The 21,220-nt window shown below is 69.1% G+C and carries 22 protein-coding genes; 13 read left to right on the top strand and 9 right to left on the bottom strand.

Going from position 1 to position 21,220, the window contains the following annotated elements:
• The first annotated feature begins 33 nt into the window (after positions 1–33).
• From VGI12_17845 to VGI12_17835, 3 genes are all read left to right on the top strand, one after another.
• Positions 34–825, top strand: a complete 792-nt coding sequence (locus VGI12_17845) for an enoyl-ACP reductase (protein ID HEY2434540.1) — start codon at positions 34–36, stop codon at positions 823–825.
• A 24-nt stretch (positions 826–849) separates the two neighbouring features.
• Positions 850–1,125, top strand: a complete 276-nt coding sequence (locus VGI12_17840; GenBank protein ID HEY2434539.1) for a BON domain-containing protein — start codon at positions 850–852, stop codon at positions 1,123–1,125.
• Between the two features lie 61 nt (positions 1,126–1,186).
• Complete coding sequence (locus VGI12_17835) at positions 1,187–1,870, top strand: hypothetical protein (GenBank protein HEY2434538.1); 684 nt, start codon at positions 1,187–1,189, stop codon at positions 1,868–1,870.
• A gap of 32 nt (positions 1,871–1,902) precedes the next feature.
• Here the strand turns inward: VGI12_17835 and VGI12_17830 are convergent, their stop codons facing one another.
• From VGI12_17830 to VGI12_17815, 4 genes are all read right to left on the bottom strand, one after another.
• Positions 1,903–4,404, bottom strand: coding sequence for an HD domain-containing phosphohydrolase (locus VGI12_17830; protein ID HEY2434537.1), 2,502 nt, complete (start codon positions 4,402–4,404; stop codon positions 1,903–1,905).
• Positions 4,401–6,083 carry a S8 family peptidase gene (locus tag VGI12_17825; protein ID HEY2434536.1) on the bottom strand — a complete coding sequence of 561 codons (1,683 nt, stop codon included), beginning with the start codon at positions 6,081–6,083 and terminating at the stop codon, positions 4,401–4,403. Before VGI12_17825 ends, VGI12_17830 begins: the two co-directional genes overlap by 4 nt.
• A 242-nt stretch (positions 6,084–6,325) precedes the next feature.
• A complete protein-coding gene (locus VGI12_17820) occupies positions 6,326–7,666 on the bottom strand; it encodes a sigma-54 dependent transcriptional regulator (protein ID HEY2434535.1) in 1,341 nt (446 codons plus the stop codon).
• 63 nt (positions 7,667–7,729) lie between these two features.
• Positions 7,730–8,146: a PH domain-containing protein gene (locus VGI12_17815; protein ID HEY2434534.1), complete on the bottom strand. Its 417-nt coding sequence runs from the start codon at positions 8,144–8,146 to the stop codon at positions 7,730–7,732.
• Between the two features lie 126 nt (positions 8,147–8,272).
• On the opposite strand from VGI12_17815, the gene speY reads away from it, so the two are divergent.
• The 5 genes from speY to VGI12_17790 all read left to right on the top strand — a co-directional run bounded on the left by speY (position 8,273) and on the right by VGI12_17790 (position 12,901).
• A complete protein-coding gene (speY, locus tag VGI12_17810; protein HEY2434533.1) occupies positions 8,273–9,472 on the top strand; it encodes a deoxyhypusine synthase in 1,200 nt (399 codons plus the stop codon).
• A gap of 64 nt (positions 9,473–9,536) precedes the next feature.
• Positions 9,537–9,959, top strand: a complete 423-nt coding sequence (locus tag VGI12_17805; GenBank protein HEY2434532.1) for a DUF5615 family PIN-like protein — start codon at positions 9,537–9,539, stop codon at positions 9,957–9,959.
• Entirely contained in the window at positions 9,940–10,779 is an 840-nt protein-coding gene (locus VGI12_17800; GenBank protein ID HEY2434531.1) for an ROK family protein, read from the top strand. Before VGI12_17805 ends, VGI12_17800 begins: the two co-directional genes overlap by 20 nt.
• On the top strand, positions 10,776–12,005 hold the full coding sequence (gene nagA, locus VGI12_17795) for an N-acetylglucosamine-6-phosphate deacetylase (protein ID HEY2434530.1): 1,230 nt from the start codon (positions 10,776–10,778) through the stop codon (positions 12,003–12,005). Before VGI12_17800 ends, nagA begins: the two co-directional genes overlap by 4 nt.
• Positions 12,002–12,901, top strand: coding sequence for a DUF4097 family beta strand repeat-containing protein (locus VGI12_17790; GenBank protein ID HEY2434529.1), 900 nt, complete (start codon positions 12,002–12,004; stop codon positions 12,899–12,901). Before nagA ends, VGI12_17790 begins: the two co-directional genes overlap by 4 nt.
• Before the next feature lie 30 nt (positions 12,902–12,931).
• Here VGI12_17790 and VGI12_17785 read toward each other — a convergent pair whose 3' ends face one another.
• A complete protein-coding gene (locus VGI12_17785; GenBank protein ID HEY2434528.1) occupies positions 12,932–13,684 on the bottom strand; it encodes a 7-cyano-7-deazaguanine synthase in 753 nt (250 codons plus the stop codon).
• Between VGI12_17785 and VGI12_17780 the strand changes: the two genes are divergently transcribed.
• A complete protein-coding gene (locus tag VGI12_17780; protein HEY2434527.1) occupies positions 13,683–14,090 on the top strand; it encodes a 6-carboxytetrahydropterin synthase in 408 nt (135 codons plus the stop codon). The two genes, VGI12_17785 and VGI12_17780, sit on opposite strands and share 2 nt — an antisense overlap.
• Here VGI12_17780 and VGI12_17775 read toward each other — a convergent pair.
• Positions 14,068–14,895 carry a transporter gene (locus VGI12_17775; protein ID HEY2434526.1) on the bottom strand — a complete coding sequence of 276 codons (828 nt, stop codon included), beginning with the start codon at positions 14,893–14,895 and terminating at the stop codon, positions 14,068–14,070. The two genes, VGI12_17780 and VGI12_17775, sit on opposite strands and share 23 nt — an antisense overlap.
• Positions 14,896–14,936: 41 nt before the next feature.
• Between VGI12_17775 and VGI12_17770 the strand changes: the two genes are divergently transcribed.
• Positions 14,937–15,653 (top strand): ubiquinone/menaquinone biosynthesis methyltransferase, encoded by a 717-nt coding sequence (locus tag VGI12_17770; protein HEY2434525.1) that lies wholly within the window; start codon positions 14,937–14,939, stop codon positions 15,651–15,653.
• A gap of 45 nt (positions 15,654–15,698) precedes the next feature.
• Positions 15,699–16,127, top strand: a complete 429-nt coding sequence (locus VGI12_17765; GenBank protein HEY2434524.1) for a hypothetical protein — start codon at positions 15,699–15,701, stop codon at positions 16,125–16,127.
• A 45-nt stretch (positions 16,128–16,172) separates the two neighbouring features.
• On the opposite strand, the gene VGI12_17760 is transcribed toward VGI12_17765, so the two are convergent.
• Genes VGI12_17760 through VGI12_17750 form a run of 3 tightly spaced genes read right to left on the bottom strand, consistent with a single transcriptional unit; the run spans position 16,173 to position 19,603 of the window.
• A complete protein-coding gene (locus VGI12_17760; protein HEY2434523.1) occupies positions 16,173–17,339 on the bottom strand; it encodes a CoA transferase in 1,167 nt (388 codons plus the stop codon).
• Positions 17,336–18,397, bottom strand: coding sequence for a hypothetical protein (locus VGI12_17755; GenBank protein ID HEY2434522.1), 1,062 nt, complete (start codon positions 18,395–18,397; stop codon positions 17,336–17,338). The genes VGI12_17760 and VGI12_17755 overlap by 4 nt, the downstream gene beginning before the upstream one ends.
• A 48-nt stretch (positions 18,398–18,445) precedes the next feature.
• Entirely contained in the window at positions 18,446–19,603 is a 1,158-nt protein-coding gene (locus VGI12_17750; GenBank protein HEY2434521.1) for an aminotransferase class I/II-fold pyridoxal phosphate-dependent enzyme, read from the bottom strand.
• A gap of 53 nt (positions 19,604–19,656) precedes the next feature.
• Here VGI12_17750 and VGI12_17745 point away from each other — a divergent pair, with 53 nt between their 5' ends.
• On the top strand, positions 19,657–20,454 hold the full coding sequence (locus VGI12_17745) for a formylglycine-generating enzyme family protein (protein HEY2434520.1): 798 nt from the start codon (positions 19,657–19,659) through the stop codon (positions 20,452–20,454).
• A 48-nt stretch (positions 20,455–20,502) separates the two neighbouring features.
• The gene (locus tag VGI12_17740) at positions 20,503–21,204 is read left to right on the top strand and encodes an SIMPL domain-containing protein (GenBank protein ID HEY2434519.1); all 702 of its coding nucleotides are present in this window, start codon (positions 20,503–20,505) and stop codon (positions 21,202–21,204) included.
• Positions 21,205–21,220: the final 16 nt, after the last annotated feature.

Here is a 21,220-nt window from a genome sequence, read left to right as displayed (position 1 = left end):
CGCGCCGCTGCCCTCGCGTCGAGGATCCTTCGCATGTCGAGCTCACAGTCGATGGCCTCTCTCGAAGGCAAGACCGGCCTCGTCGTCGGTGTCGCCAACAAGCGTTCGATCGCATGGGCGATCGCCAAGCGGGCGTCCGAAGCCGGCGCGAAGCTCGCGATCACCTATCAGGGGGAGCGGCTCGGCGAGAACGTGCGCGATCTCGCCGAAGGGCTTCCCGATCCGCTGCTGCTGCCGCTCGACGTTCGAGACGACGCGCAGATGGCCGCCGTGTTCGAGGGCATCGATCAGCAGTTCGGCGGCCTGGACTTCGTCGTCCACGGTGCGGCCTACGCGCCTCCTCACGAACTGTCGAGCCCGTTCTCGCAGACCAGCCGCGAAGGCTTCGGCATGGCCCTCGACATCAGCGCCTATTCGCTGATCGCGCTCGCGCGCGGCGCCCTGCCGCTGATGGAGCGGCAGGGCGGCGGCAGCATCGTCACGCTGACGTATCTCGGCAGCGACCGCGTCTTCACCAACTACAACGTGATGGGGGTGGCCAAGGCGGCGCTCGAGGCGACCGTGCGATACCTGGCGGCCGATCTGGGTCCGAAGAACATCCGCGTCAACGCCATCTCGGCCGGCCCGGTCAAGACGCTCGCCGCGTCCGGCGTCTCGGGCTTCTCGAGCATCCTGCAGGTCTACCGCGATCGCGCACCCTTGCGCCGCACCGTCGACACCGCCGAGATCGCCGACGCCGCGCTGTTCCTGTTGAGCGACGCCGGCCGCGCCGTCACCGCGGAAGTGCTGATGGTCGACGGTGGTTATCACGCAACCGGCATGTAGACCGCAGAACGCCGAAGGCAGGGGATGAGGCTGCCGGCGTTCGTCCTCGTCGCGCTGCTCACTTCCGGCTGCGCGCCTCACCAGCCGTCCGACGACCTTACTATTTCCACCGAGGTGAAGATCGCACTCCTCGCCGATCGCGAGCTCGGACTCCTGCGCCTTCAGGCGACGACGCTCAACGGCGTGGTGACGCTCTCCGGCGCCGTGCCGTCGCAGACCGACGTCGATCGCGCAGTGGCGGCGGCGAAACGCGTGGCCGGCGTGCACGCGGTGAAGTCGGAGCTGAAGGTCGGCGGCTGACAGCCAACCGCCACTGCTCACGGCCTCCTGCTCACCACCCACTCTTCGATAAACTGAATCCGTGAACGCGCGCGTTCTGTCGAACGACAGCGAGACGCCGACAACCCGCCGGATCCGGATTGCGCTCGACGGGGAGCCCTTCATCTACCGTTCCGGTCAGGCGGCGACGCTCTCGGCCGGCGGCGCAACGGCCCCCTACTCGATCGCCTCGACTCCCGGCGAGACCCGGCGCCACGGCTGGGTCGAGTTCCTGGTGAAGGTAGACGGGACGAACCGCTTCGGCGCGATCGTCGAGAGCCTGGCTCCCGGCGCGCCGGTGGCCCTGAACGGGCCGATCGGCGCGTTCACGCTGGAGCGGGCCCCCGACGGGGGACCGCTGTTGTTCGTCGCCGGTGGAACCGGCATCGTCCCCTTGCGCTCGATGATTCGAGACGCCATCGATGGCGGCCGCCGTGGAAGGCTTGCACTCGTCTACTCGAATCGCGCGCCGGCGGAGTTCGCCTACCTCGATGAGCTGAACCAGCTGGCGGCGGACGGCCGCCTGACGCTGACGCTGACGCTGACCGGGAACGCCGATGACTGGACCCACGCGCGCGGCCGCGCCGGCATCTCTCACCTGGCCGAAGTCGTCGTGCCGACGACGACCGCCTTCATCTGCGGTCCGCCCGCCATGGTCGTCGAGTTGCCGCGGGCGCTCGAGTCACTCGGCCTGACCCGCGACCGCATCGTCACCGAGAGCTGGTAGCGAGGAGGAGACGCGCGGCGGCGGGCCGAGTGCTACAGGATGCCGGCGGCGGCGCGCTGGATGTCGACGTCGCTCAAATCGGCGTAGCCGGCTGGGGGCACCAGGGCGGCGGGTGGGCTGCTGTCGCGCCCAGGCCGCCGCTTCCGTCCCGACTTGTCCTGATACATGCGGCTGTCGGCGGTCGCCAGCAGCGCTTCGTACGACTCGCCATCCTGCGGGAACACCGCCGCCCCGATGCTGATCCCGAGCTGCAGGCGCTTGCCGGGTCGCGCCTCGAAGTACACCTCGTCGATCCCCTTCTGCAGTTCCTGGCGCTTGTGCTCCGCCTCGTCGGCGCCGCAGCCCGAGAGCACGACGATGAACTCGTCGCCCGCGTAGCGGACGCAGATGTCGTAGGGGCGGATCGCGGCGCGCAGCACGCGCGCCACTTCGCACAGCGCCCGGTCGCCGACGTGGTGACCGTGGTTGTCGTTGATCTCCTTGAAGCTGTCGAGGTCCATGACCATCAGCGAGACCTCCGACTTGAGGCGCTCGGCGCGCGCCAGCTCGCGCGTCAGGTGCATGAACAGGAAGCGGGTGTTGGGAAGACCGGTCAGCGGATCGGTCAGCGAATCTTCCTGCGTCTGCTCGAAGAGCATCGAGTTGTTGATGACGGCGGCGGCCTGCTCCGAGACGCGGTCGAGCAGCCGGCGGTGGTCGTCGCGATAGAACGCGGCGTCGGTGTGATAGACCGACAGCGTGCCGATGAACCGCTCGTTGAACATCAGCGGGCAGACCAGCGCGGATTGCAGCGTCGTCGAAAGATGGCTGAGCCCGGCGGCCTCGAGGTCGGCGCTCGGACGCGCGTTGACCAGCGGTCGGCGGTTGCGGGCCACCCAGCCGGTCAGCCCTTCGCCGGTGTGCACGGCGATCTGCTGGATGACCTCGGCGTCGGTTCCGGTCGCGAAGCGGCAGCGCAGCGTCTCTGTTTCTTCGTCGAAGAGGAAGAGGGCGGCGCAGGCGAACGGCACGAGGTTGGTCAGCTTCGCCGAAATGAGCGCCATCGTGTCGGACACGCCCAGGCTGGTGCCCATGGCCTGCGCGATCTCGTAGAGCGCGTAGATCTCGCGGTGGGCGAGGGCGATATCCTCGAAGACGTTCTTCTTGGAGAGCTCGGGCGCGAGACCGGTCGCCGGCTGACCCTGCGGCGGCTGCTCTTCCGGCGCCGTGCGCCGGACCTGCTGATCGAGCTGCAGCGCCTCTTCCTGAAGCCGCGGCAGCAGTTCCGTGAAGAGCGCGACGACCTGCGGGTCGAGCCCTTTGCCCGCTTCCTGCTGCAGCAGCCCGATGGCCGCTTCGGCGCTCATCGCCTTGTGGTACGGCCGCTCGGCCATCAGCGCGTCGAAGTAGTCGACGACCGACAGGATACGCGCGCCGAGCGGAATTTCTTCCCCCTTCAACCCGACCGGGTAGCCCTTTCCGTCCCAGCGCTCGTGATGGCTGAGGATCAGCGGCGCCACCGGATACGGGAACGGCACCGAGCTCACGATGTCGGCGCCGACTTTCGGGTGTGCGCGGATCTTCTGGAATTCCTCCGGGGTGAGCGGACCAGGCTTCGACAGGATGTGTTCTGGCACGGCCAGCTTACCGATGTCGTGCAGCAGCGCCGCCGTCTTCACACCCTGGATCTCGTTCTCGTTCATGCCGAGGCCGCGCGCGAGCGCCGCCGCGTAGAGCTGCACCCGGCGGATGTGGAGCTGGCTGGTCTGGTCCTTCGCGTCGATGGCGAGCGCGAGCGCTTCGATCGTCGCGAGGTGGAGGTCCGCCATTTCCTGCGTGTGGCGGCGCTCGTCCTCGACGCGTCCGAGATACACCTTGTAGCTCTTGTAGGTCAGGTAGATCGGGAACGCCGCGAGCGCCAGGACCCAGATCGCCCAGGTGCTCTGCAGGCCCATCAGGAACGCCGCCAGTCCGGCCGCGGCGGCGCCGACGAAGTAGCTCGGCGCGCTCCACAGGAAGTTCTCGTGCCACACCTTCAGCAGCGGCTGGCGCATCGAGAGCGCGATCGCCGTCGCGACGGTGAAGGTGTTGAACACGAAGTAGGCCGTCGCCGCGCCGATGAGCGGCTTGGCGATTTCCAGGCTCTGAATGACACCGGCGTGCCCGCCCATCCAGTGATAGACGACGCCGGCTGCCTGCACCGTGATCACCAGGCACGCCATGCTGAAGAGCGTGCGGTGGATCGGGTTGCGCTCCTTGATCCGGAACGTGCACTGGCTGAACGCGCTCGCCGCCGCCACCACCATCGTTTCGTTCGGCCCGAGGAGGAGCAGGGCGGCGAAGTCGACCGCGTACGACACCGACATCGTCGACGAGCGCCGCGCCAGCGGCAGGTTGACCTTGAACACCGACGTGATCGACGAGAGCAGCAGCAGCGTCAGGAACAGCAGCGGACTTCCCATCAGTCGAAACGGGAAGAACGCGGCAAACAGCACCGCGCCAATCGCGATGATGGCACCGACGTAGATGCGGGCGGCGAGCGGGAGCGCCTTCATCTCAGCGATCCGTTCGCGGGGGTGACCCGGCGCGGCCGGGGTCCGGCTGGCGGGGCGGTCCAGAGGACGTCGTCGACCTCGTCCGCGGTCCCCCAGACGATGTTGTCGGATTCGCCGGATGCCGACGTGGCACCGACAGTCCTGCCCGCGTTAGAGTTCGTGGCCGCTCCGAGATCGTTGCTGCCGCCACCCTCCTCCGTTCCCTCGACACCGACTGTCCCCCAGAGGGCCCCCGTTGCCCAGACGGGCGCGGTGTCGATGAGGGTGCGGCCGGCAAGCAGATGGTTGCCCCAGATCACGTGGCCGCTCCACGGCGTCGGATCCGTATGCGTCGTGGAGGCATCGAACGTGCCCCCCGCGGCCAGCGACTGAGCCAATTCCACGGCACCGCGTGCGTTCAGGAATCCCGCTCCCTCGGTGAGCTCGTCGTAACCGGCGCGGCTCTCGGCCGTGAACTGCAGCACCGCTTTCACCTGGTTCGGCGTCAGCGTCGGATTGGCCTCCAGCATCAGCGCAATCGTGCCGCTGACGACCGGCGAGGCCATGCTGGTGCCGCTCAACGACAGATACGGCTCGGTCGCAGTCGGGACCGTGCCCCACAGCCGCATCAGCGGCTTGGTCGTGTAGAGCGTGCTGCCTGCTTCCGCGAGCGACTCGATGCCGACGCCGGGCGCGACCAGATCGGGCTTGGACTGGAGGTCGATCGCGCCCGGCCCGCGCGAGCTGAACGGGGCGACCGTGTCGTCGGAGCGGTCGGCCGTGCCGTTTTCGCTCGACGCGCCGACCGTGATCACCCAGGGGGCGTTCCCCGGCGCGCCGATGCCGCCGTATTGCGGCGACCCATCTGCCGCTTTTCCAAGATTGCCTGCCGCCGACACCACCACGAGGCCGGCCTCGACCGCGCGCCTGGCAGCCAGCGTCAGCGGGTCGGTCGTGTACGACTCGTAGACGCCGGCGGCGACCGACAGGTTGACGATGCGCAGGTGCAGCGCGTCCTTGTTGGCGATCGCGTAGTCGATCGCGGCGATCACGTTGCTGATGTAGCCCTGCCCGGCGCCGTCGAGCACCTTCTCGACGAGGAGCGTCGCGCCGGGCGCGATGCCGCGTCGCCTGCCGCCCGAGTCGTAGCCGCTGCCCGCGAGGATGCCGGCGACGTGCGTGCCGTGGCCGTAGTCGTCGTAGGGCGCAGCCTGGAAACCCACGAAGTCGGCGAATCGGACGACCCGGTTCGCGCCGAGGTCGTCGTGCCAGGCGGTGACGCCGGAGTCGACGACGGCGATGCCGACGCCGTTGCCGTCGAGTCCGAGGGTCTGCTGGACGTAGGTCGAACCGATGGTGGCGCCGGTCCGCTCGAGCGTGGCCTCGATACGGCGATCGAGGCTTACCCGGCTGACGCCCGGCTGGCTGGCCAGCTCGTCGAGCGCGCCGTCAGGGACGTCAGCGACCTGCGCGCCGACCGAGGCGAGCCGGCGTCCGGCGGCCCCGTGGGCGCGGCGGATCACGACGTCTCCGTTGATGCCATCGTCGAGTCGAACGATGACGCGCGAGTGGCCGCGCGGTGCCAGCGCGCGTTCGCGCAGTTCGGAATCCAGCTTGCCACCGGCGGGCAGCCCTGCCCCGACCGGCGTCGAACACGCCAGCAGCAGGAGACCGATCGACAGCAGCCGTGACAGCTTCATCGCAGGGTAGGCGGACAGCCGCCTGAGGTTCCGTCGATCTGCAAGGCGGCTGCCGGAGAGCTGCATCCTTTGATGTCTCCGCAACGCATTGATGATAGGACAGTTAACGGTATCTTCGGATCGGGATTTACGCGGCGGGACCAAGATCCCGTATCGAAACTGTGCTGTTTCTGAACAGTTCCCTGTCAATTCGGTCGCAACTCGTTACGACTGAGCGACCTGAGCGTGTTTCGATCCGGCGGCTACTCCGCCTTGTCCGTCTTGGTCCGCGAGGCGGGAGGCGCCTCCTCGAGTCCGTATTCGACGATCTTTCGATACAGCGTGCCGCGGCTGATCTCGAGCACCGCGGCGGCCTGCTTCTTGTTCCAGTGCACGCTCTCCAGCACGCGCCCGATGTGGGCCCGCTCGGCATCGGCCAGCGACGGCAGCCGTTCGCGCGACGATTCGACTGGCGTCTCGGCGGCGTGCAGGAACTCGACGTCCTGCGGACGGATGACGCGGCCGGCCGACGACAGCGCGGCGCGGGAGACCGTGCTCTCGAGTTCGCGGATGTTGCCGGGCCAGTGGTACTGCATCAGCAGATCTGCGGCCTCGCGCGAGAACGCCTTGCCGTCGAGCGCGAGCCCGTTGGCTGCGCAGTAGCGCGCGAGGAACCGTTGCGCCAGCACGGGAATGTCGGACGAGCGCTCGCGCAGCGAGGGCAGCCGGATCGAAAACGCGTTGACGCGGTAGTAGAGGTCTTCGCGGAACCGCGTGTCGCGCACGAACTGGTCGAGCGGGCGGTTGGTCGCCGAGATGAGGCGGAAGTTGACCTCGATGGAGGTGTTGCCGCCGAGCCGCTCGAAGCGGCGCTCCTCGAGCACGCGCAGCAGCTTGGCCTGCGCCATCAGCGACATGTCGCCGATCTCGTCGAGGAAGAGCGTGCCGTTGTTGGAGAGCTCGAGCCGCCCCGGCTTGCGCTCGTGCGCGCCGGTGAACGCCCCTTTTTCGTAGCCGAAGATCTCCGACTCGAAGAGCGTGTCGGGGAGGGCGGCGCAGTTGACCGCCTGGAAACGATGGGTCGCCCGGCGCGACAGCTCGTGGATCATCCGCGCCACGAGCTCCTTGCCCGATCCGGTCGGCCCGAGGATCAGCACCGAGATGTCGGACTTCGCCGCCGTGCGGATCCATTCGAAGATGACGAGCATCTTCTCGTCGCGGCCGATCATCTCGCGGAAGCGCTGGACGGCCGGCGAACGGTCTTCGCTGCTGACGGTGGCGCGGCGCTCGAGGAACTCGTCGAGGAGATCGTGCACGGCGTCTCCCTCGGGCTGCACGAAGCCGTAGCGCGGGGCGCCGCCGCCCGGCGGCGTGATTTTCTTGGCGATCCCGAAGGCGACCAGTTCGCGGACGCAGTTGTCGACGTCGAGCCGCATGCGGCCGAACGTCTGCATCAGCGCTTCGACGTCGAAGTTCTCGTCGGGCCGGGCGCAGATGAAGCGCAGGATGCCGGCGCGCAGCGGCGATTGCACGAGTCCGGTGAACCGTGCCGCCACCTCCGCCGGGTCGGCGCGCCGTGCCATCAGGTTGTCGGTATTAGACATCGGTCGCGGCAACGGGCATGTCCGGCTCCCTGCCGGGGGTGGTCGAACAGGCCTTGCCGCCCGTCATGGGCGGGGACCGTCCTTGTAGTACGCCGACTGGTATTCGTTGATCAGGCGCTTCATCTCGATCGCGTCGTGCTTCCGGTGTCCGTGGCAGCGCACCGGGTCGGTGCCGCCGGTGGTTTCGATCTCGATGTTCGAGAAGAAGAGGTTCGTCGAGATGTCGACCGACGCGACGTGTGCCATGTGAATCGTGTGCTCCCGCCGCCCCACCCAGCCCGGCACGTACTGCACGACCTCGGTCGGCATAATCGCCACCTGCGCGGGCAACAGATGGTTGCCGCGGCTCCAGCGGCTGGCCACGAACACGTGTTCGCCGGGCAGACGCCGTCCGCGCGCCGCCACGGCGGCCACGAGACCGGCCAGCACCACGACGGCGCCGGCAATCACCCAGACCAGCAGCGAGTGTGTATCCGTCATCCTGACGCGCGGAGGAGTACAGTCGCTCTCCCGCCCCTAACCTGTCAAGTCAGGTTTCGGCTCGAGCGCGGGCCGACTGCACACTAGCCGTGTCATTCCGCGATCCGTCTGCTATTCTCCCGATATATGCCGCACCGTCCTTCGAGCGACGCACACGGCCCGACCCAGGCCGAAGGACGAGCGCCCGCGTCGAAGGGTCCCGGCCGCTACCTCGAAGGCAAGCCGATCCGCTACTACCGGCCGACCGGCGATCAGGCCGTGCGGACGCTCATCGACGGCGGGTTTCAGGCGTTCAACGCCGGCCGTCTCTCGGAAGCCTGCACGATCTTCGCGGACAAGATGCTGGCGCCCGACAATGACACCACCATCGGGCTCACGGTCGCGGGGGCGCTCACGCCGGCGGGGCTCGGCGGCTGCGTCATCGAGCTGATGGAGCGGGGACTGATCGACTTCGTGATCAGCACCGGCGCCAATCTCTACCACGATCTCCACTACGCGCTGAACTTCACGCTGCACCGCGGCTCGCCGTTTCTCGATGACGTCGAGCTCTACGAACAGGGCATCATCCGCATCTACGACGTCCTGTTCCCGGCCACCGTCCTGCTCGAGACCGACGCGTACATCCGCGACTTCCTGGTGCGGTCGAAGATGTCCGGGCCGGTGCCCACCTCCGAGCTGCACTACCGTTTAGGCCAGGATCTGCTGGCGCGTCAGCCCGGCTGCGCCGAGTACTCGGTGGTGGCGAAGGCGGCGCAGTGCGGAGTGCCGATCTACACGTCGTCGCCGGGCGACAGCTCGATCGGCATGAACATCGCCTATCACGAGCTGATGAACGGCAGCACGTTGATGATCGATCCCAACCGCGACGTCAACGAGGTTTGCGCCATCATCCTGGCCGGCCACAAGAACGGCTGCGTGATCCTCGGCGGCGGATCGCCGAAGAACTTCTACCTGCAGGGACAGCCGACGCTGTGGGAGGTCTACGGCATCCCCAAGGGCGGCAACGACTATTTCATCCAGATCACGACCGACCAGGTCGTCTGGGGCGGCCTCTCGGGCGCCACCCCCGCGGAAGCCGTGAGCTGGGGCAAGGTGAACCCCGGCGTGCTGCCCGACACCGTCGTCACCTACTGCGACTCGACGATCGCCTTCCCCCTTTTCTGCGAATACGCCGTCGGCTCCGCGCACAACCAGCGGCCGCGCCGTGAGCTGGTGCACAAGCGCGACGCACTCGTAGCGGACCTCCTCAAACAAGCAAAGAACACGAAGGGGAAGGACGCGAAGGAGCTCGGTAAGGAACCAGCGGCGCTGGATAGACACCGATGATGAGCGCACGTTCCTTCGGTTCCTTCGCCTCCTTCATACCCTTCGCATCCTTCGTGCTTTGAAAATGGGCACACTCTTTTCCGAGCTCGGACCGTTTGTCGAACAGGCGGCGACCCGGCCACGTGTCTACGCGGACGCCAACGTGCCGCTCGGGGCGATCGGCTACATGCGCGAGCGCCTGGGATGGGACGTGCTGTCGGTCATCGAGCACGACGACTTGCGCCGCGCCCGCGACATCGAGCACTATCGCCTCGCCCGTCAGCTCGGGCGCACTCTGGTGACCCTCGATCGCGACTATCTCGACGACCGGTCGTTCCCTCCTGACGAGGGCGCGGGGGTGATCGTCTTCTGCGTCCCCGACGAACGGTGGCTGCGCCGGCTGCTGTTGCGCGCCGATCGTGAGCTGTTCCGGAACCCGGAGCCGCGCCCGCTGCCCCTGGAGCGGCGCAAGGTGGAGTGGCATATCGATGCACACCCTCGGTCTTGACCTGTCCGATCCGGCCTGTGCCCGCGCCGTCGTCGTCGACGATGCGGGACGGATCGTCGCACGCGCGGTCGGCGGAGATGCGCGCGACGCGGTGCACGAGGCGACCAGCCTCCAGCCGGCCGATTTCGGCGGCGTCGCCAGTCCGGTCGAGGATGCTGACGTGCCGCTGTCGGAGCCGCGCATCCTCGCCCGCTGCACGCCCGGCGCCGCGGCGGTCGCCGCAGAGCACTGGGTCGGCGCGGCAGTCGGCGCCCGCCACGCCATCTGCCTGCACATCGGCGACGACGTGTTTGCCGGGCTGCTGCTCGACGGCCGGCCATGGACGGGCGCGCACAACCGCGCCGGCGCCGCGGCCTGGCTGGCGATCAACCCGGTCGAGCGGCAGGACTACCGCCGGCGCGGCAGTCTCGCCGCGGAAATCTCGTCGAAGGGAATAGCCCATCGCCTGTCGTGGCGCATCCAGGCCGGCGACCGGTCCCGCGTGCTCGAGCTCGCCGGCGGATCGGTCGACGCGATCACGGGCGCCATGGTGTTCGACGGCGCGCGCCTGGGGGACGGCGTCGCGATTTCGGTCGTGCGGGATACCGCGAAGTACATCGGCATGGCCGTCGCGACGCTCGCCGCCGCGATCGACCCGGAAGTGGTCGTGGTCAGTGGCAGCATCGCGGTGGCCGATCTGATGCTCGACGCGGCGCGGCAGGAGTGCACGCGGCGTCTGCCGCCCGAAGCCATGACTGACCTGCGCGTCGAGTTCTCCACGCTCGGGGCCGACGCGATCGCGCTCGGCGCCGCGCGTCTGGCGCAGCTCGCGCGCGCATGATCCGCCTCGCGGGCGCCGACCTGGTGTTGCCCGGCCGTATCCTCTCCGGCGGCGTGCTGGTGGTCGACGGGGACCGGATCCGCGAGGCGGCGGCTGTGGCATCCGAGCCGCCGCCAGATGCGTCACCTCACGCCGATCTGCACTTCCAGTTCCCCGATCACTACATCGTTCCCGGCTTCATCGACGTCCACGTGCACGGCATCGAGGGGACCGATTCGCTCGATGGCGGCGATGCCATCGCCGAGATGGCGGGCAGGCTGCCACGGTATGGCGTCACGGCCTTCTGTCCGACGTCCATCGCCTGCGACCCGCCGGCGCTTCGCGCGATGCTCACGGGCGTCCGCCGCGCCCGCACGACCCGGCCGCCGGGCGGCGCCCGCGTGCTCCCGGCGCACCTCGAGAGCAACTTCATCAACCCGGAATACAAGGGGGCGCAACCGGCCGCCTGCCTCCGCACCCCGGGTCGCGATCCGCGAGGCGCGCGACTCTCGAGCCCCGAATCCTGGACCGGCGACGACATCCTGGCGGAGATCGCGGCGGCCCGGCCTGATGTCGGTATCGTCACGGTGGCGCCCGAGGTCGACGGGGTTGTCGATCTGATTCGCGATCTGGCGGCGCACGGCCACCATGTCTCGCTCGGCCATTCGGGCGCGACCTACGAACAGGCTCTCGCCGGCATCGAGGCCGGCGCCCGACAGGCCACCCATCTCTTCAACCGCATGACGCCGGTCGCCCATCGCGCCCCCGGACTGGCGGGCGCCGTGCTCGAGTGCGACGAGGTGATCGCCGAGCTCGTCAGCGATGGCGTGCACGTGCACCCGGCGATGATGCGGGTCGCGCTGGCCGCCAAGCGTCCGGAGCGCATCATGGCCATCACCGATGGGACCGCCGGCTCCGGCCTGCCGCGCGGCGTCACGTCCCGGTTGGGGGGGCGGACGATCACGGTCGGGGATGCCGCCTACCTCGAAGACGGGACCATCGCCGGCAGCACGTTGACAATGGATCGGGCCTTTGCCCTGCTGACGTCGGCGGCAGGTCTCAGCATGCCCGACGCGGTTCTCGCGTGTGCGACCACTCCCGCCCGTGCGTTGGGCCTGCAGGGGCTGGGCGTGCTCGCGCCCGGAGCGGTCGCCGATTTCGTGGTGCTCGATCGCGAGCTGCGGGTCGTGCAGACGTGGATTGCCGGAACACTGGCATACGACCGAACGTCCAACGGATCTGTATGAAATCTGTACTCCCCGTCATGCTCGGTCTTTCCGCCGCGACCGCGCTCTGCGGCTGCGTGGTCGTCGACTCGCAGGCGCACATCACCCGCGAAGAGAAGCGCTTCGCCGTCACCGGCGCGCCAGAATTGAGGCTGACGACCGTCGACGGGGCAATCGACGTACGAGCCGGAGACGACAAGGAAGTCGTCGTCGAGATCGAGAAGCGCGGACCGACTCTGGAAGGGGTCGCTCAGCTGACCGTCGCGACGAAGCAGGACGGCAACCACATCGAAATCGAAGTGAAGCGTCCGGCACGCGAGCAGGTGTTCTTCGGGATCGGCTCGACGCCGACCGCCCGGTTGATCGTCCGGATGCCGCGTGGCGGCAGCCTGGCGGCGAAGAGCGGTGACGGGTCGATCACGTTGGAAGGCGTGCAGGGCCGCCTCGACCTGCGCACGGGTGACGGCAGCATCCGCGTGCGGGGGAGCGGCGGCCAGTTGACGTTCGCGACCGGCGACGGATCGGTCACGCTCGACGACACGACAGGCACGGTCGACGGGGAGACGGGCGACGGCAGCGTCAGCGTTACAGGTGTACCCGGCGCCGTGCGCGTCCGCACCGGCGACGGCAGCATCACGCTGCGCGTCGATTCGGGTACCAGGATGACCGACGACTGGTCGTTGACGACAGGCGATGGCGGCGTCGCCATCTACCTGCCCAAGGATTTCGCGGCCGATCTCGACGCCCATTCGGGCGACTCCATCCGGAACGATCTGGCGATCAGGGCGGAAGCCGGCGACGACACGCACTCGCGCAGCGACGAGGAGAAGCGCACGCTGCGCACCCAGCTCGGCGCCGGCGGCAAGACGCTCAAGATCCGCACCGGCGACGGTTCCATCCGTCTGAAGGCGAGCTGACATCCTGCCGCGTGTGCGGCGTCCCCGAAGTCAGCGTGCGGGCGGTGTCCGATAAGGTGTCGGGTCCACGGCCCCGGCTTCACGAAACGCATCGCGCCGCTCGCGGCACTTGCTGCACTGTCCGCAGTGCTGTCCGTCGCGCGGCTGCATGCACGAGAGTGTCAGCTCGAACGGCACGCCGAGCTCGACGCCGCGCCGGATCACGTCGGACTTGTGCATCTGCGCGAATGGCGCCTCGATGGTGATCGGCGCCGCCAGACCGAGCGTGAGCGCGCGCGCCAGGGCGTCAAAGAACTCCGGCGTGGCGTCGGGAAACGGATTGCCCGCCAGCGTCCCGAGCAGCAGCCGTATGCGCTGCTCCGGCGATTGGGCGGCGGCGAGCGTGGCGCGGGTCATGTAGACCGCAGCCTTCGTCGCGAGCAGGACGTTGCGGCCGTGAACGTAGACGTCCTCGTCGGGCGTGTCGAACGCCGGCGGTTCGCCGCGCACGGCCCAGTGCGACGCCGCGAAGACGTCGCGGACGTCGAAGGCCAGCGTGACGAGCGCCTCGATGCGGCCGGCGAAGGGCGGGCGCGCGAACAGCCTCTCCGCCATCGCGCGTTCTTCGGCCTCCCAGGCAAAGCCAACGGAGACGTAGATCGGCTGGACGCGTTCTCCCTGCGCGAGCGCGCCGGCGGCGAGCACCGCGCTGTCGAGGCCGGCTGAAAACAGCACGGCCGTGTCGGGGCCGGGCACCGCCGCGCCGTCGGGGGCTGCCGCCGCTCGCTTATACTTTTCGATCATGTATCTCGTGACCAAGCGGATCGAGTTCTGCTACGGACACCGCCTGCTCGACTACGACGGCGTCTGCAAGCATCCCCACGGGCACAATGCCTCGGTGGAAATCGAGGTCCGCACCGATCGGCTCGACAGCCGGAACATGGTCGTCGACTTCAGCGACATCAAGCGGATCGTGAAAGGTTGGATCGATCGCGAGCTCGATCACAAGATGATTCTGCGGCAGGACGATCCGCTCGTCGCGCCGCTGCGTCAGCTCGGCGAGCCGGTCTATCTGCTCGACAGCAACCCCACCGTCGAACGTATCGCCCGGCTGATTTACGACCAGGGGCGCGCGCTCGGTGTCGATATCCAGGCGGTACGGGTGTGGGAGACGCCGACCTCCGTCGCTACTTACGCGGAAGCCCCTTGACCGGTCCTTCGTAGGAGAAATACAGGAAGAGCGCGGTCGAGGTGTCCCCCTGCGTGCGCGTCACCGGCGCGGCGATGCCGAGCACGATCTGCTTGTCGTCGCCGACGTTCCAGCCGCCGCGCACGCCGGGCGAGATCGTGGACGCGGTCGCATGACTGGTCGCCAGCGACGCGTTCGGATCGACCGGCGTGACGGTGCCGGCGGCGTCGACGATCACCCCTTCCAGCATCAGGTTCAGCATCTGGCGGGCGCGGTAGATGATGCTGCCGGCGGCGGACGGCGAGAAGAGCGACGCGTCGCCGGCGGTCCGCTGCCAGGTGAATCCCCCGTTCCAGTGAAAGTAGAAGTCGCCGCGGTGCTTGCTGAACGGGAGATTGACCTGGACGCCGTGGGTGCCGGCGCCGGCGGCCACGCGTCCGGTCGGCAGAATGGCGCTGATTCGCGGCGAGAACGCCGGGTGGCCGTCCCCCTCTTCGAGTACCTGCAGCCGGTAGTTGATCAGCACGTCTCCCATGCCGCTAGTCCCGTCGAGCGCCTGCACCGGGATGGTGTACGACAGCTGATGCCTCGTGCGGGGCACCGGCCATTCCTGCGTGAACGTGAACTGCCAGTCACGCACCGTGAGCCGCTGGAAGGTGAAGATGTTCTGGACGACGTGCGGATCCTGGTTGAAGGCTTCCTCGACGAGGAAGGAGTTGTCGATGATCTTCCAGTCCTCGTCGGTGCTCGTCTGCGCCGCCACGCTGCGCGCGGCGGCGAGCCAGATGAGCACGCAGACGGCGAACGGCGCGGCGCGATGGCGCATCAGCGGGCGATTGTAGCGCGGCGGGGGTACGATAGCCGTCGATGACCGGGCTCAGCGACGCGCTCGCGAGCGAAGACGGGAAGGCCCGCTACGTTCGCGGCCTCTTTCACACCATCGCGGGCCGCTACGATCTGATCACGCGCGTGCTGTCGTACGGCTGCGATCAGCGCTGGAAGGCGAGGCTGGTCGAGCTGTCGCAGCCGCGCGCCGGCCTGCGCGCGCTCGATCTCGCCACCGGCACCGGCGACATCGCGTTCGCGCTGGCGTCGCGCGGCTGCCGGGTCACGGCCCTCGACCTCACGCTCCGCATGCTGCAGCTCGCGGGCGGCAAGCCCGGGGGCGCCTCGGTCGGCCTGATCGCCGGCGACATGATGGCGCTGCCGTTTCCGTCGAACGCCTTCGATCTCGTGACGAGCGGATACGGCATCCGCAACGTGGCCCGCATCGAAACGGCGGTTGCCGAGATCCGGCGCGTGCTCAGTCCCGGCGGACTGCTGCTGTCGCTGGATTTCGACCGCCCATCGAACGCCCTCGTCCGCGCCGTCTATCTGGCCTACCTGTCGGCGGTCGGATCGGTGCTGGGCCTGACGCTGCACGGCGATCCCGATACCTACCGCTACATTGCCGAATCCATCCGCCGGTATCGCGGAGCCGACGGCGTCTCCGCCCTGCTGGCGCGATCGGGATTTGCCGAGTGCCGGGTGATTCCGCTGCTCGGCGGCCTGATGGCAATCAACGTCGCGCGGCGGCGGGACTGAAGGCGCCCACTCGGGCCTCGTGACGGCGTGGGATACCATCTTCGGATGGAAATCTCCGACGTCCGGCGGCGTGTGCGGGCGGCAATCGAGGCGGCGCGAACGCGCGCCGAGGCACGGCGTGCCAGCCGGGATGAGGCCTCGCGCGCGTGGGAAGGCGTCCGATCCGACCTCGCCGTTCCGGCGTTCCACCAGGTGGCGTCGGCGCTCGTCGGTGAAGGCCATCGCTTCAAGGTCGTCACGCCGGGCGAGGCGGTCCGTCTGACGCCGGACCGCGGCGGCGAGGAGTTCGTCGAGCTGGCACTCGTCACCGAGCGCGAGGAGCCGGCGCTGGTGCTGACCTCGACGCGCGGCCGCGGCCGCCGCGTGATCACCACCGAACACGTGTTCCGCGATGGTCCGGCGATCGCGTCGGTCAGCGAGGAAGAGATCGTCGCCGCTCTCCTCGAGGCGCTCACGCCGTTCCTCGAACCCTGACCGGCCTCCGCTCTGCGAAGGCTGCGCGCGGGTCGAGGTCAGGGCTTACCCGGCAGCCAGGTCCGCTTCGCTCAAACCGAGTTCGCTCAGAATGGCGGCGGTGTGCTGGCCGAGCGTCGGGGGGGCCGTCCGGACGGAGGCCGGCGTCTCCGACAGCTTGACCGGGGTGCCGAGGACGCGGAGGCTGCCCGCGGTCACGTGCTCCAGCGGGACGATCATCTGGCGCGCGGCGAGCTGAGGATCCGCCAGCGCCTCGCTGACGCTGCGGACCGCGCTGCACGGGACTCCGGCGGCGGTCAGCGCGGCGATCACGTCGGCGCGCCGCCAGGCAGCGAGCAGCCGCGTGAGTTCGCGCCGCAGCGCCTCGCCGTGCCGCACCCGCGCCGCGTTGGTGGCAAAGCGTGCGTCTCCGAAGAGCGCCGGCTCCCGCAGCACGTCACAGAGACGCTGGAACTGGACGTCGTTGCCAACCGCCAGCACGAACGTGCCGTCGGCCGCCTCGAACGTGTCGTACGGCGCGATCGAGGGATGACGGTTGCCCATGCGTACCGGATCGACGCCGGCCACGAGCGCGCTCGAGGCCTGGTAACTGAGCAGCGCGGTCACCGCGTCGAGCATGGCGATGTCGACACGCTGTCCCTGTCCGGACCGCGCGCGCGCGAGCAGCGCGGCAAGGATGCCCTGCACGGCGAATAGCCCCGTCGCGATGTCTCCAATCGCGACGCCGACGCGAAACGGCGGCCCGTCGCCGGCGCCGGTGATGCTCATCAGGCCGGCCTCCGCCTGCATCATCGCGTCGTACCCCGCTTCGAGGCGGCGCGGCCCAGTCTGCCCGAAGCCCGAAATCGAGCAGTAGACGAGCCGCGGGTTCTGCCGCCGCATCGCCTCGTACCCGAGTCCCAGCCGATCCATCGTCCCGGGCCGGAAATTCTCGACCACGACGTCGGCGCGCGCAACCAGCTCGTCGAGCACACGGCGGGCGCGCGGATGCTTGAGATCGAGCGCGACGCTTTCCTTGTTGCGGTTGACGCTCAGGAAATACGCGCTCTCGCCGCCGACAAACGGCGGACCCCACGCGCGGGTGTCGTCGCCGCGTCCTGGCTGCTCGATCTTGATCACGCGCGCGCCCAGATCGCCGAGCTGCATCGTGCAGTACGGCCCGGCCAGCACGCGGCTGAAATCGAGCACCGTCAGGCCATCGAGCGGCGTCATACGCGCGCCGATCGCGCCGGCGCGTGACGCCGGCGGATGGTGACGAGATCGGTCAACAGGGCGTAGGCCGTCTGCGTCAGACTGCCGCCCAGTTGCGAGATCGCGATTTCGCCCAGCAGGTCGGTGTCGAGGATGAGCGCATTCGCCATCCCGCGCAGTCCGGCGAGCAGATCGGTCTCGGGGAGCTCGAGCGGCCGCACCGCGGTCACCAGGCCGCCGGGCGTACTGCGCGCCGACGCGACGAGCCGGACGCGCATCCCTTTCGCCTTCGCCGCCATGGCGAGCCGCGCCGTGGCCGGCCCGATGCCTTCGCGCTCGACCGCCTGCGGAGTCATCCGCGCCCGCATCATGACGTTGGCGAGCGCCGCCACCTTGGCCGCCGCGTCCCAACCGTCGACGTCGAGCGAGGGGTCCGCTTCGGCGATGCCGGCGGCCTGCATCCGTGCCAGCGCCGAATCGAAGCTCTCGCCGTCCTCGAGCGCGCTCAGGATGTGATTCGTGGTGCTGTTCACCACGCCTCGGAAGCCGCGGATCTCGACCGCCGGGAGCGTCTCGCGCACCAGGTTGAAAATGGGGACGCCGTCCATGACGGCGCCTTCGAACAGGAACGATCGTTCGCGATCGGCGGCCAGCGCGCTCAGCTCCTCATAGGCGAACGCGGCCGGCCCCTTGTTGGCGGTCACGGCGTGGCAGCCGGCCTGCAGCGCAGCCCGGATGTGATCGATCGCCGGCTGTCCAGCGCGGATGTCGAGGGTGGTCGTCTCGACGAGCACCTTCAGCGGCGCGTCGCTGCCGACCAGACGCTGGATGACGTCGAAGCTGCCATCGGCCTCGATCGCGGGCTCGACGATCGAGTGGCCGGCCTCGATCTTCCGGGCGATGTCAACCGCGTCGATCCCGGCCTCGCGGAACACCGCGCCATGCTGTTTGGTGGCGATCCCGACGACGCGGCATTCGAGATCGTAGTCGAGCGCCAGCCAGTCGCGCCGTTCTTCGAGCAGGCGCGCGAGGCGGCGGCCGACGTTCCCGAGCCCGACGAGCGCGAGGTCAGCGCGCATGACGGTCCAGGGGGCTGCGGTCGGAGCAGGCGGAACAGACCTGTCGACTCAACAGCTCCGGATCTCCTGCGGCTCTCCCAACCCGACGCTGTCGAGGAGCTCGCCGATGTGGCTCAGCGCGGTGGTCAGGTGCTGCGGGTGCGAGCCGAAACCGATGCGCAGCCAGCCGTCCATGTCGAAGAAGTCGCCGGGCACGACGAGCACGCTGCGCTCCTCGCGCAGCCGCCGCGCCAGCTCGGAGGAGCCGATGCGATGGCCGTAGCGCACCATCGCGATCGCGCCCGCCTGCGGCGGCACGTGCGACAGGCCGTCGTGCCGATCGATCCAGTGCCGCAGGAGCGCGTAGTTGCTGCGGATGATCATGCGGGTGCGCGAGATCAGCGTCTCGCGCTTCGCCGGCGCGAGCGCGATCTGCGCCAGCCGATCGCTCAGCGCTCCAGGCGCGATGGTGGTGTAGTCGTGCACGCCCCACAGATCGTCGATCAGATCGGCGGGGCCCGCCGCCCAGCCGATGCGCAGTCCCGGCAGCCCGTAGGCCTTCGACAAGCCGCTCGTGACGACCGCGCGCTCGTAGCGTCCCCACACGGTCGGCGTGTCGCTGCCTTCGCGCTCGGCGCCGCAGTAGATCTCGTCGCCGACCACCCACGCGCCGACCCGCGCGGCGATCCCGCAGACGCCGTCGAGCGTCGCGGCGTCGAAGCAGGCGCCGGTCGGGTTGTTGGGGTTGCAGATGAAAATGGCGCGCGTGCGCGTTGTCACGATCTCGTCGAGCTCCGCCAGGTCGGCGGTCCAGCGCGCCGCGTCGCCGCTCCCGGTCTGGCGCAGCGGCCACGGCCGCACGGTGGCGCCGAGCGCGCGCGCCAGGCCGGGCACCTGCATGTAATTGGGAACCATCAGCACGATCTCGTCGCCTGGCTCGACCAGCCGCATCAGCAGCACGAAATTGGCTTCCGATCCGCCGTTGGTGACCTGCACGTGCGCGGCGCCGGCGCCGGGATAGAGCGCCGCGATCGCCTCGCGCAGTTCGACGCTGCCGTTCGTCTGCGGGTAGCCGAGCTCGATCTGCAGCACGCGATCGTGCACGGCGGCGCTGTCGAGCAGATCGGCGGCGCGCAGCGGCTGCACGCCGCTCTCGGACACGTTCCACGCAACACGGTTTTCCCAGATCGACTGGAAGCGTTCCAGCGCGAACGGCTCGATACGCATCTCCCGAAAAGTGTAATCGAAAAGCAGGGGTGCGCTATTCTTGTGCGGGACCGATGACGTCCGATCTCGCGCCCAAGCTCGCGCTCATTCCCGCCGGAGAATTCGTCATGGGTTCGGACGACGCCGAGGAAGACGAACGCCCGGTCCATCGCGTCCACGTCGACGATTTCCACCTCGCCGTGCAGCCGGTGACCAACGCCGAGTACGCGCGGTTCCTGCGCGAGACCGGGCACCGCGCGCCGGCGATCTACGAACTGCCGCTGGTGGTCAAGGCTGGCGGCGTCGAGCGTGAGCGCTCGTTCCGGCAGCTCGGCGCCCCCTACGTCTGGCAGGACGGCGATCCGCCGCCCGATCGCGCCGATCATCCGGTGTCGCTCGTACGCTACGACGATGCCCTGGCGTATTGCGCGTGGCTGGCGGCCGGCACCGGCAGGCCGTTCCGCCTGCCGACCGAGGCCGAGTGGGAAAAGGCCGCGCGCGGCGGCGAGGAGTCGAAACGATATCCATGGGGCGATCGCCTCGACGGCTCGAAGGCGAACTTCCTCGTCGATCCCTCGGTCAAGTCGGACCACGGCACGACGCCCTGCCGGTCCTATCCGCCGAATCCGCTGGGGCTCTTCGACATGGCGGGAAACGTGTGGGAGTGGATTCACGACTGGTACGACCCGCGCTATTACGCCTCGTCGGCGGCCCGCAATCCGACCGGTCCGGCCGCCGGGCATCTGCGCCTGCTGCGCGGCGGGAGCTGGCTCGTGGCCGACGTCCGGATGCTGTCGTGCAGCCATCGCCACAAGGTGCCCCCCGACACCTACTCGTACGCGATCGGATTCAGAATCGCCTGCAGCGCGTGAGCACGGACCGGCGCGGCCTGTTCCGCCGGGTCAGGAAGGACGCACACCATGAAGACGCTCGCCGTGATTCTTCTGCTCGCCGCCGCTCCGGCGCTGGCGCAGCAGCCCGCGTCGCAGCCCCAAACGCCGGTCATCGTCACCGGCGGCGACGGTGTCATCACCAGGGCTCCCGACCGCGCCTGGGTCAGCATCGCGGCCGAGAGTCGCGCCAAGACGGCCGTTGACGCGCAGCGGATGAACGCCGACGCGATGCGCGCGGTGCTGGACCGGGTCAAGGCGGCCGGCATCCCCGCCGATGCGATCCAGACCACCGGCTACAGCCTGCAGCCCGAGTTCGACTACGCCAACGGGCGCCAGACGCTGCGTGACTACGTCGCCCGCAATCAGGTGCAGGTGAAGATCGACGCGCTCGCCAGGACCGGAGACGTGATCGCCGCCGCGGTGGCGACCGGCGCCACCAGCGTCAGCAACGTCCGGTTCGACCTGAAGGATCGGGACGCCGCCGAGAAGGAGGCGCTGCGGCTGGCGGTGCGCGACGCGCGCGGCCGCGCCGACGCGGCGGCGGAAGGCGCGGGCGTGGCCATCGGCGGCGTGCAGCGCATCGACGAGCAGCGCGACGCACCGCCGGTCGTGCGGCCGGCCGCGAACTTTGCGGCGATGCGCGCCGACGCGGCGCCGGCGCCGTTGCCGGTCGAAGCCGGCGAGATCGAGATCCGCGCCCACGTGACGATGGTGGTGTGGCTGAAATAGCGGCGGCGGCAGTCGA

Source organism: Vicinamibacterales bacterium, from assembly GCA_036496585.1.
Classification (GTDB): Bacteria; Acidobacteriota; Vicinamibacteria; order Vicinamibacterales; family 2-12-FULL-66-21; genus JAICSD01.
This window is presented reverse-complemented; position numbering and strand designations above follow the sequence as displayed.

What these genes read in the sequence shown, in the direction of transcription:
- VGI12_17765 (HEY2434524.1), top strand. Translation starts at nt 15,699, where the DNA reads ATGGAAATCTCCGACGTCCGGCGGCGTGTGCGGGCGGCAATCGAGGCG.
- VGI12_17760 (HEY2434523.1), bottom strand. Translation starts at nt 17,339, where the DNA reads ATGACGCCGCTCGATGGCCTGACGGTGCTCGATTTCAGCCGCGTGCTG.
- VGI12_17790 (HEY2434529.1), top strand. Translation starts at nt 12,002, where the DNA reads ATGAAATCTGTACTCCCCGTCATGCTCGGTCTTTCCGCCGCGACCGCG.
- VGI12_17775 (HEY2434526.1), bottom strand. Translation starts at nt 14,895, where the DNA reads ATGCGCCATCGCGCCGCGCCGTTCGCCGTCTGCGTGCTCATCTGGCTC.
- VGI12_17800 (HEY2434531.1), top strand. Translation starts at nt 9,940, where the DNA reads ATGCACACCCTCGGTCTTGACCTGTCCGATCCGGCCTGTGCCCGCGCC.
- VGI12_17750 (HEY2434521.1), bottom strand. Translation starts at nt 19,603, where the DNA reads ATGCGTATCGAGCCGTTCGCGCTGGAACGCTTCCAGTCGATCTGGGAA.
- speY (HEY2434533.1), top strand. Translation starts at nt 8,273, where the DNA reads ATGCCGCACCGTCCTTCGAGCGACGCACACGGCCCGACCCAGGCCGAA.
- VGI12_17815 (HEY2434534.1), bottom strand. Translation starts at nt 8,146, where the DNA reads ATGACGGATACACACTCGCTGCTGGTCTGGGTGATTGCCGGCGCCGTC.
- VGI12_17745 (HEY2434520.1), top strand. Translation starts at nt 19,657, where the DNA reads ATGACGTCCGATCTCGCGCCCAAGCTCGCGCTCATTCCCGCCGGAGAA.
- VGI12_17820 (HEY2434535.1), bottom strand. Translation starts at nt 7,666, where the DNA reads ATGTCTAATACCGACAACCTGATGGCACGGCGCGCCGACCCGGCGGAG.
- VGI12_17755 (HEY2434522.1), bottom strand. Translation starts at nt 18,397, where the DNA reads ATGCGCGCTGACCTCGCGCTCGTCGGGCTCGGGAACGTCGGCCGCCGC.
- VGI12_17825 (HEY2434536.1), bottom strand. Translation starts at nt 6,083, where the DNA reads ATGAAGCTGTCACGGCTGCTGTCGATCGGTCTCCTGCTGCTGGCGTGT.
- VGI12_17830 (HEY2434537.1), bottom strand. Translation starts at nt 4,404, where the DNA reads ATGAAGGCGCTCCCGCTCGCCGCCCGCATCTACGTCGGTGCCATCATC.
- VGI12_17780 (HEY2434527.1), top strand. Translation starts at nt 13,683, where the DNA reads ATGTATCTCGTGACCAAGCGGATCGAGTTCTGCTACGGACACCGCCTG.
- VGI12_17785 (HEY2434528.1), bottom strand. Translation starts at nt 13,684, where the DNA reads ATGATCGAAAAGTATAAGCGAGCGGCGGCAGCCCCCGACGGCGCGGCG.
- VGI12_17740 (HEY2434519.1), top strand. Translation starts at nt 20,503, where the DNA reads ATGAAGACGCTCGCCGTGATTCTTCTGCTCGCCGCCGCTCCGGCGCTG.
- VGI12_17805 (HEY2434532.1), top strand. Translation starts at nt 9,537, where the DNA reads ATGGGCACACTCTTTTCCGAGCTCGGACCGTTTGTCGAACAGGCGGCG.
- VGI12_17845 (HEY2434540.1), top strand. Translation starts at nt 34, where the DNA reads ATGTCGAGCTCACAGTCGATGGCCTCTCTCGAAGGCAAGACCGGCCTC.
- VGI12_17770 (HEY2434525.1), top strand. Translation starts at nt 14,937, where the DNA reads ATGACCGGGCTCAGCGACGCGCTCGCGAGCGAAGACGGGAAGGCCCGC.
- VGI12_17840 (HEY2434539.1), top strand. Translation starts at nt 850, where the DNA reads ATGAGGCTGCCGGCGTTCGTCCTCGTCGCGCTGCTCACTTCCGGCTGC.
- nagA (HEY2434530.1), top strand. Translation starts at nt 10,776, where the DNA reads ATGATCCGCCTCGCGGGCGCCGACCTGGTGTTGCCCGGCCGTATCCTC.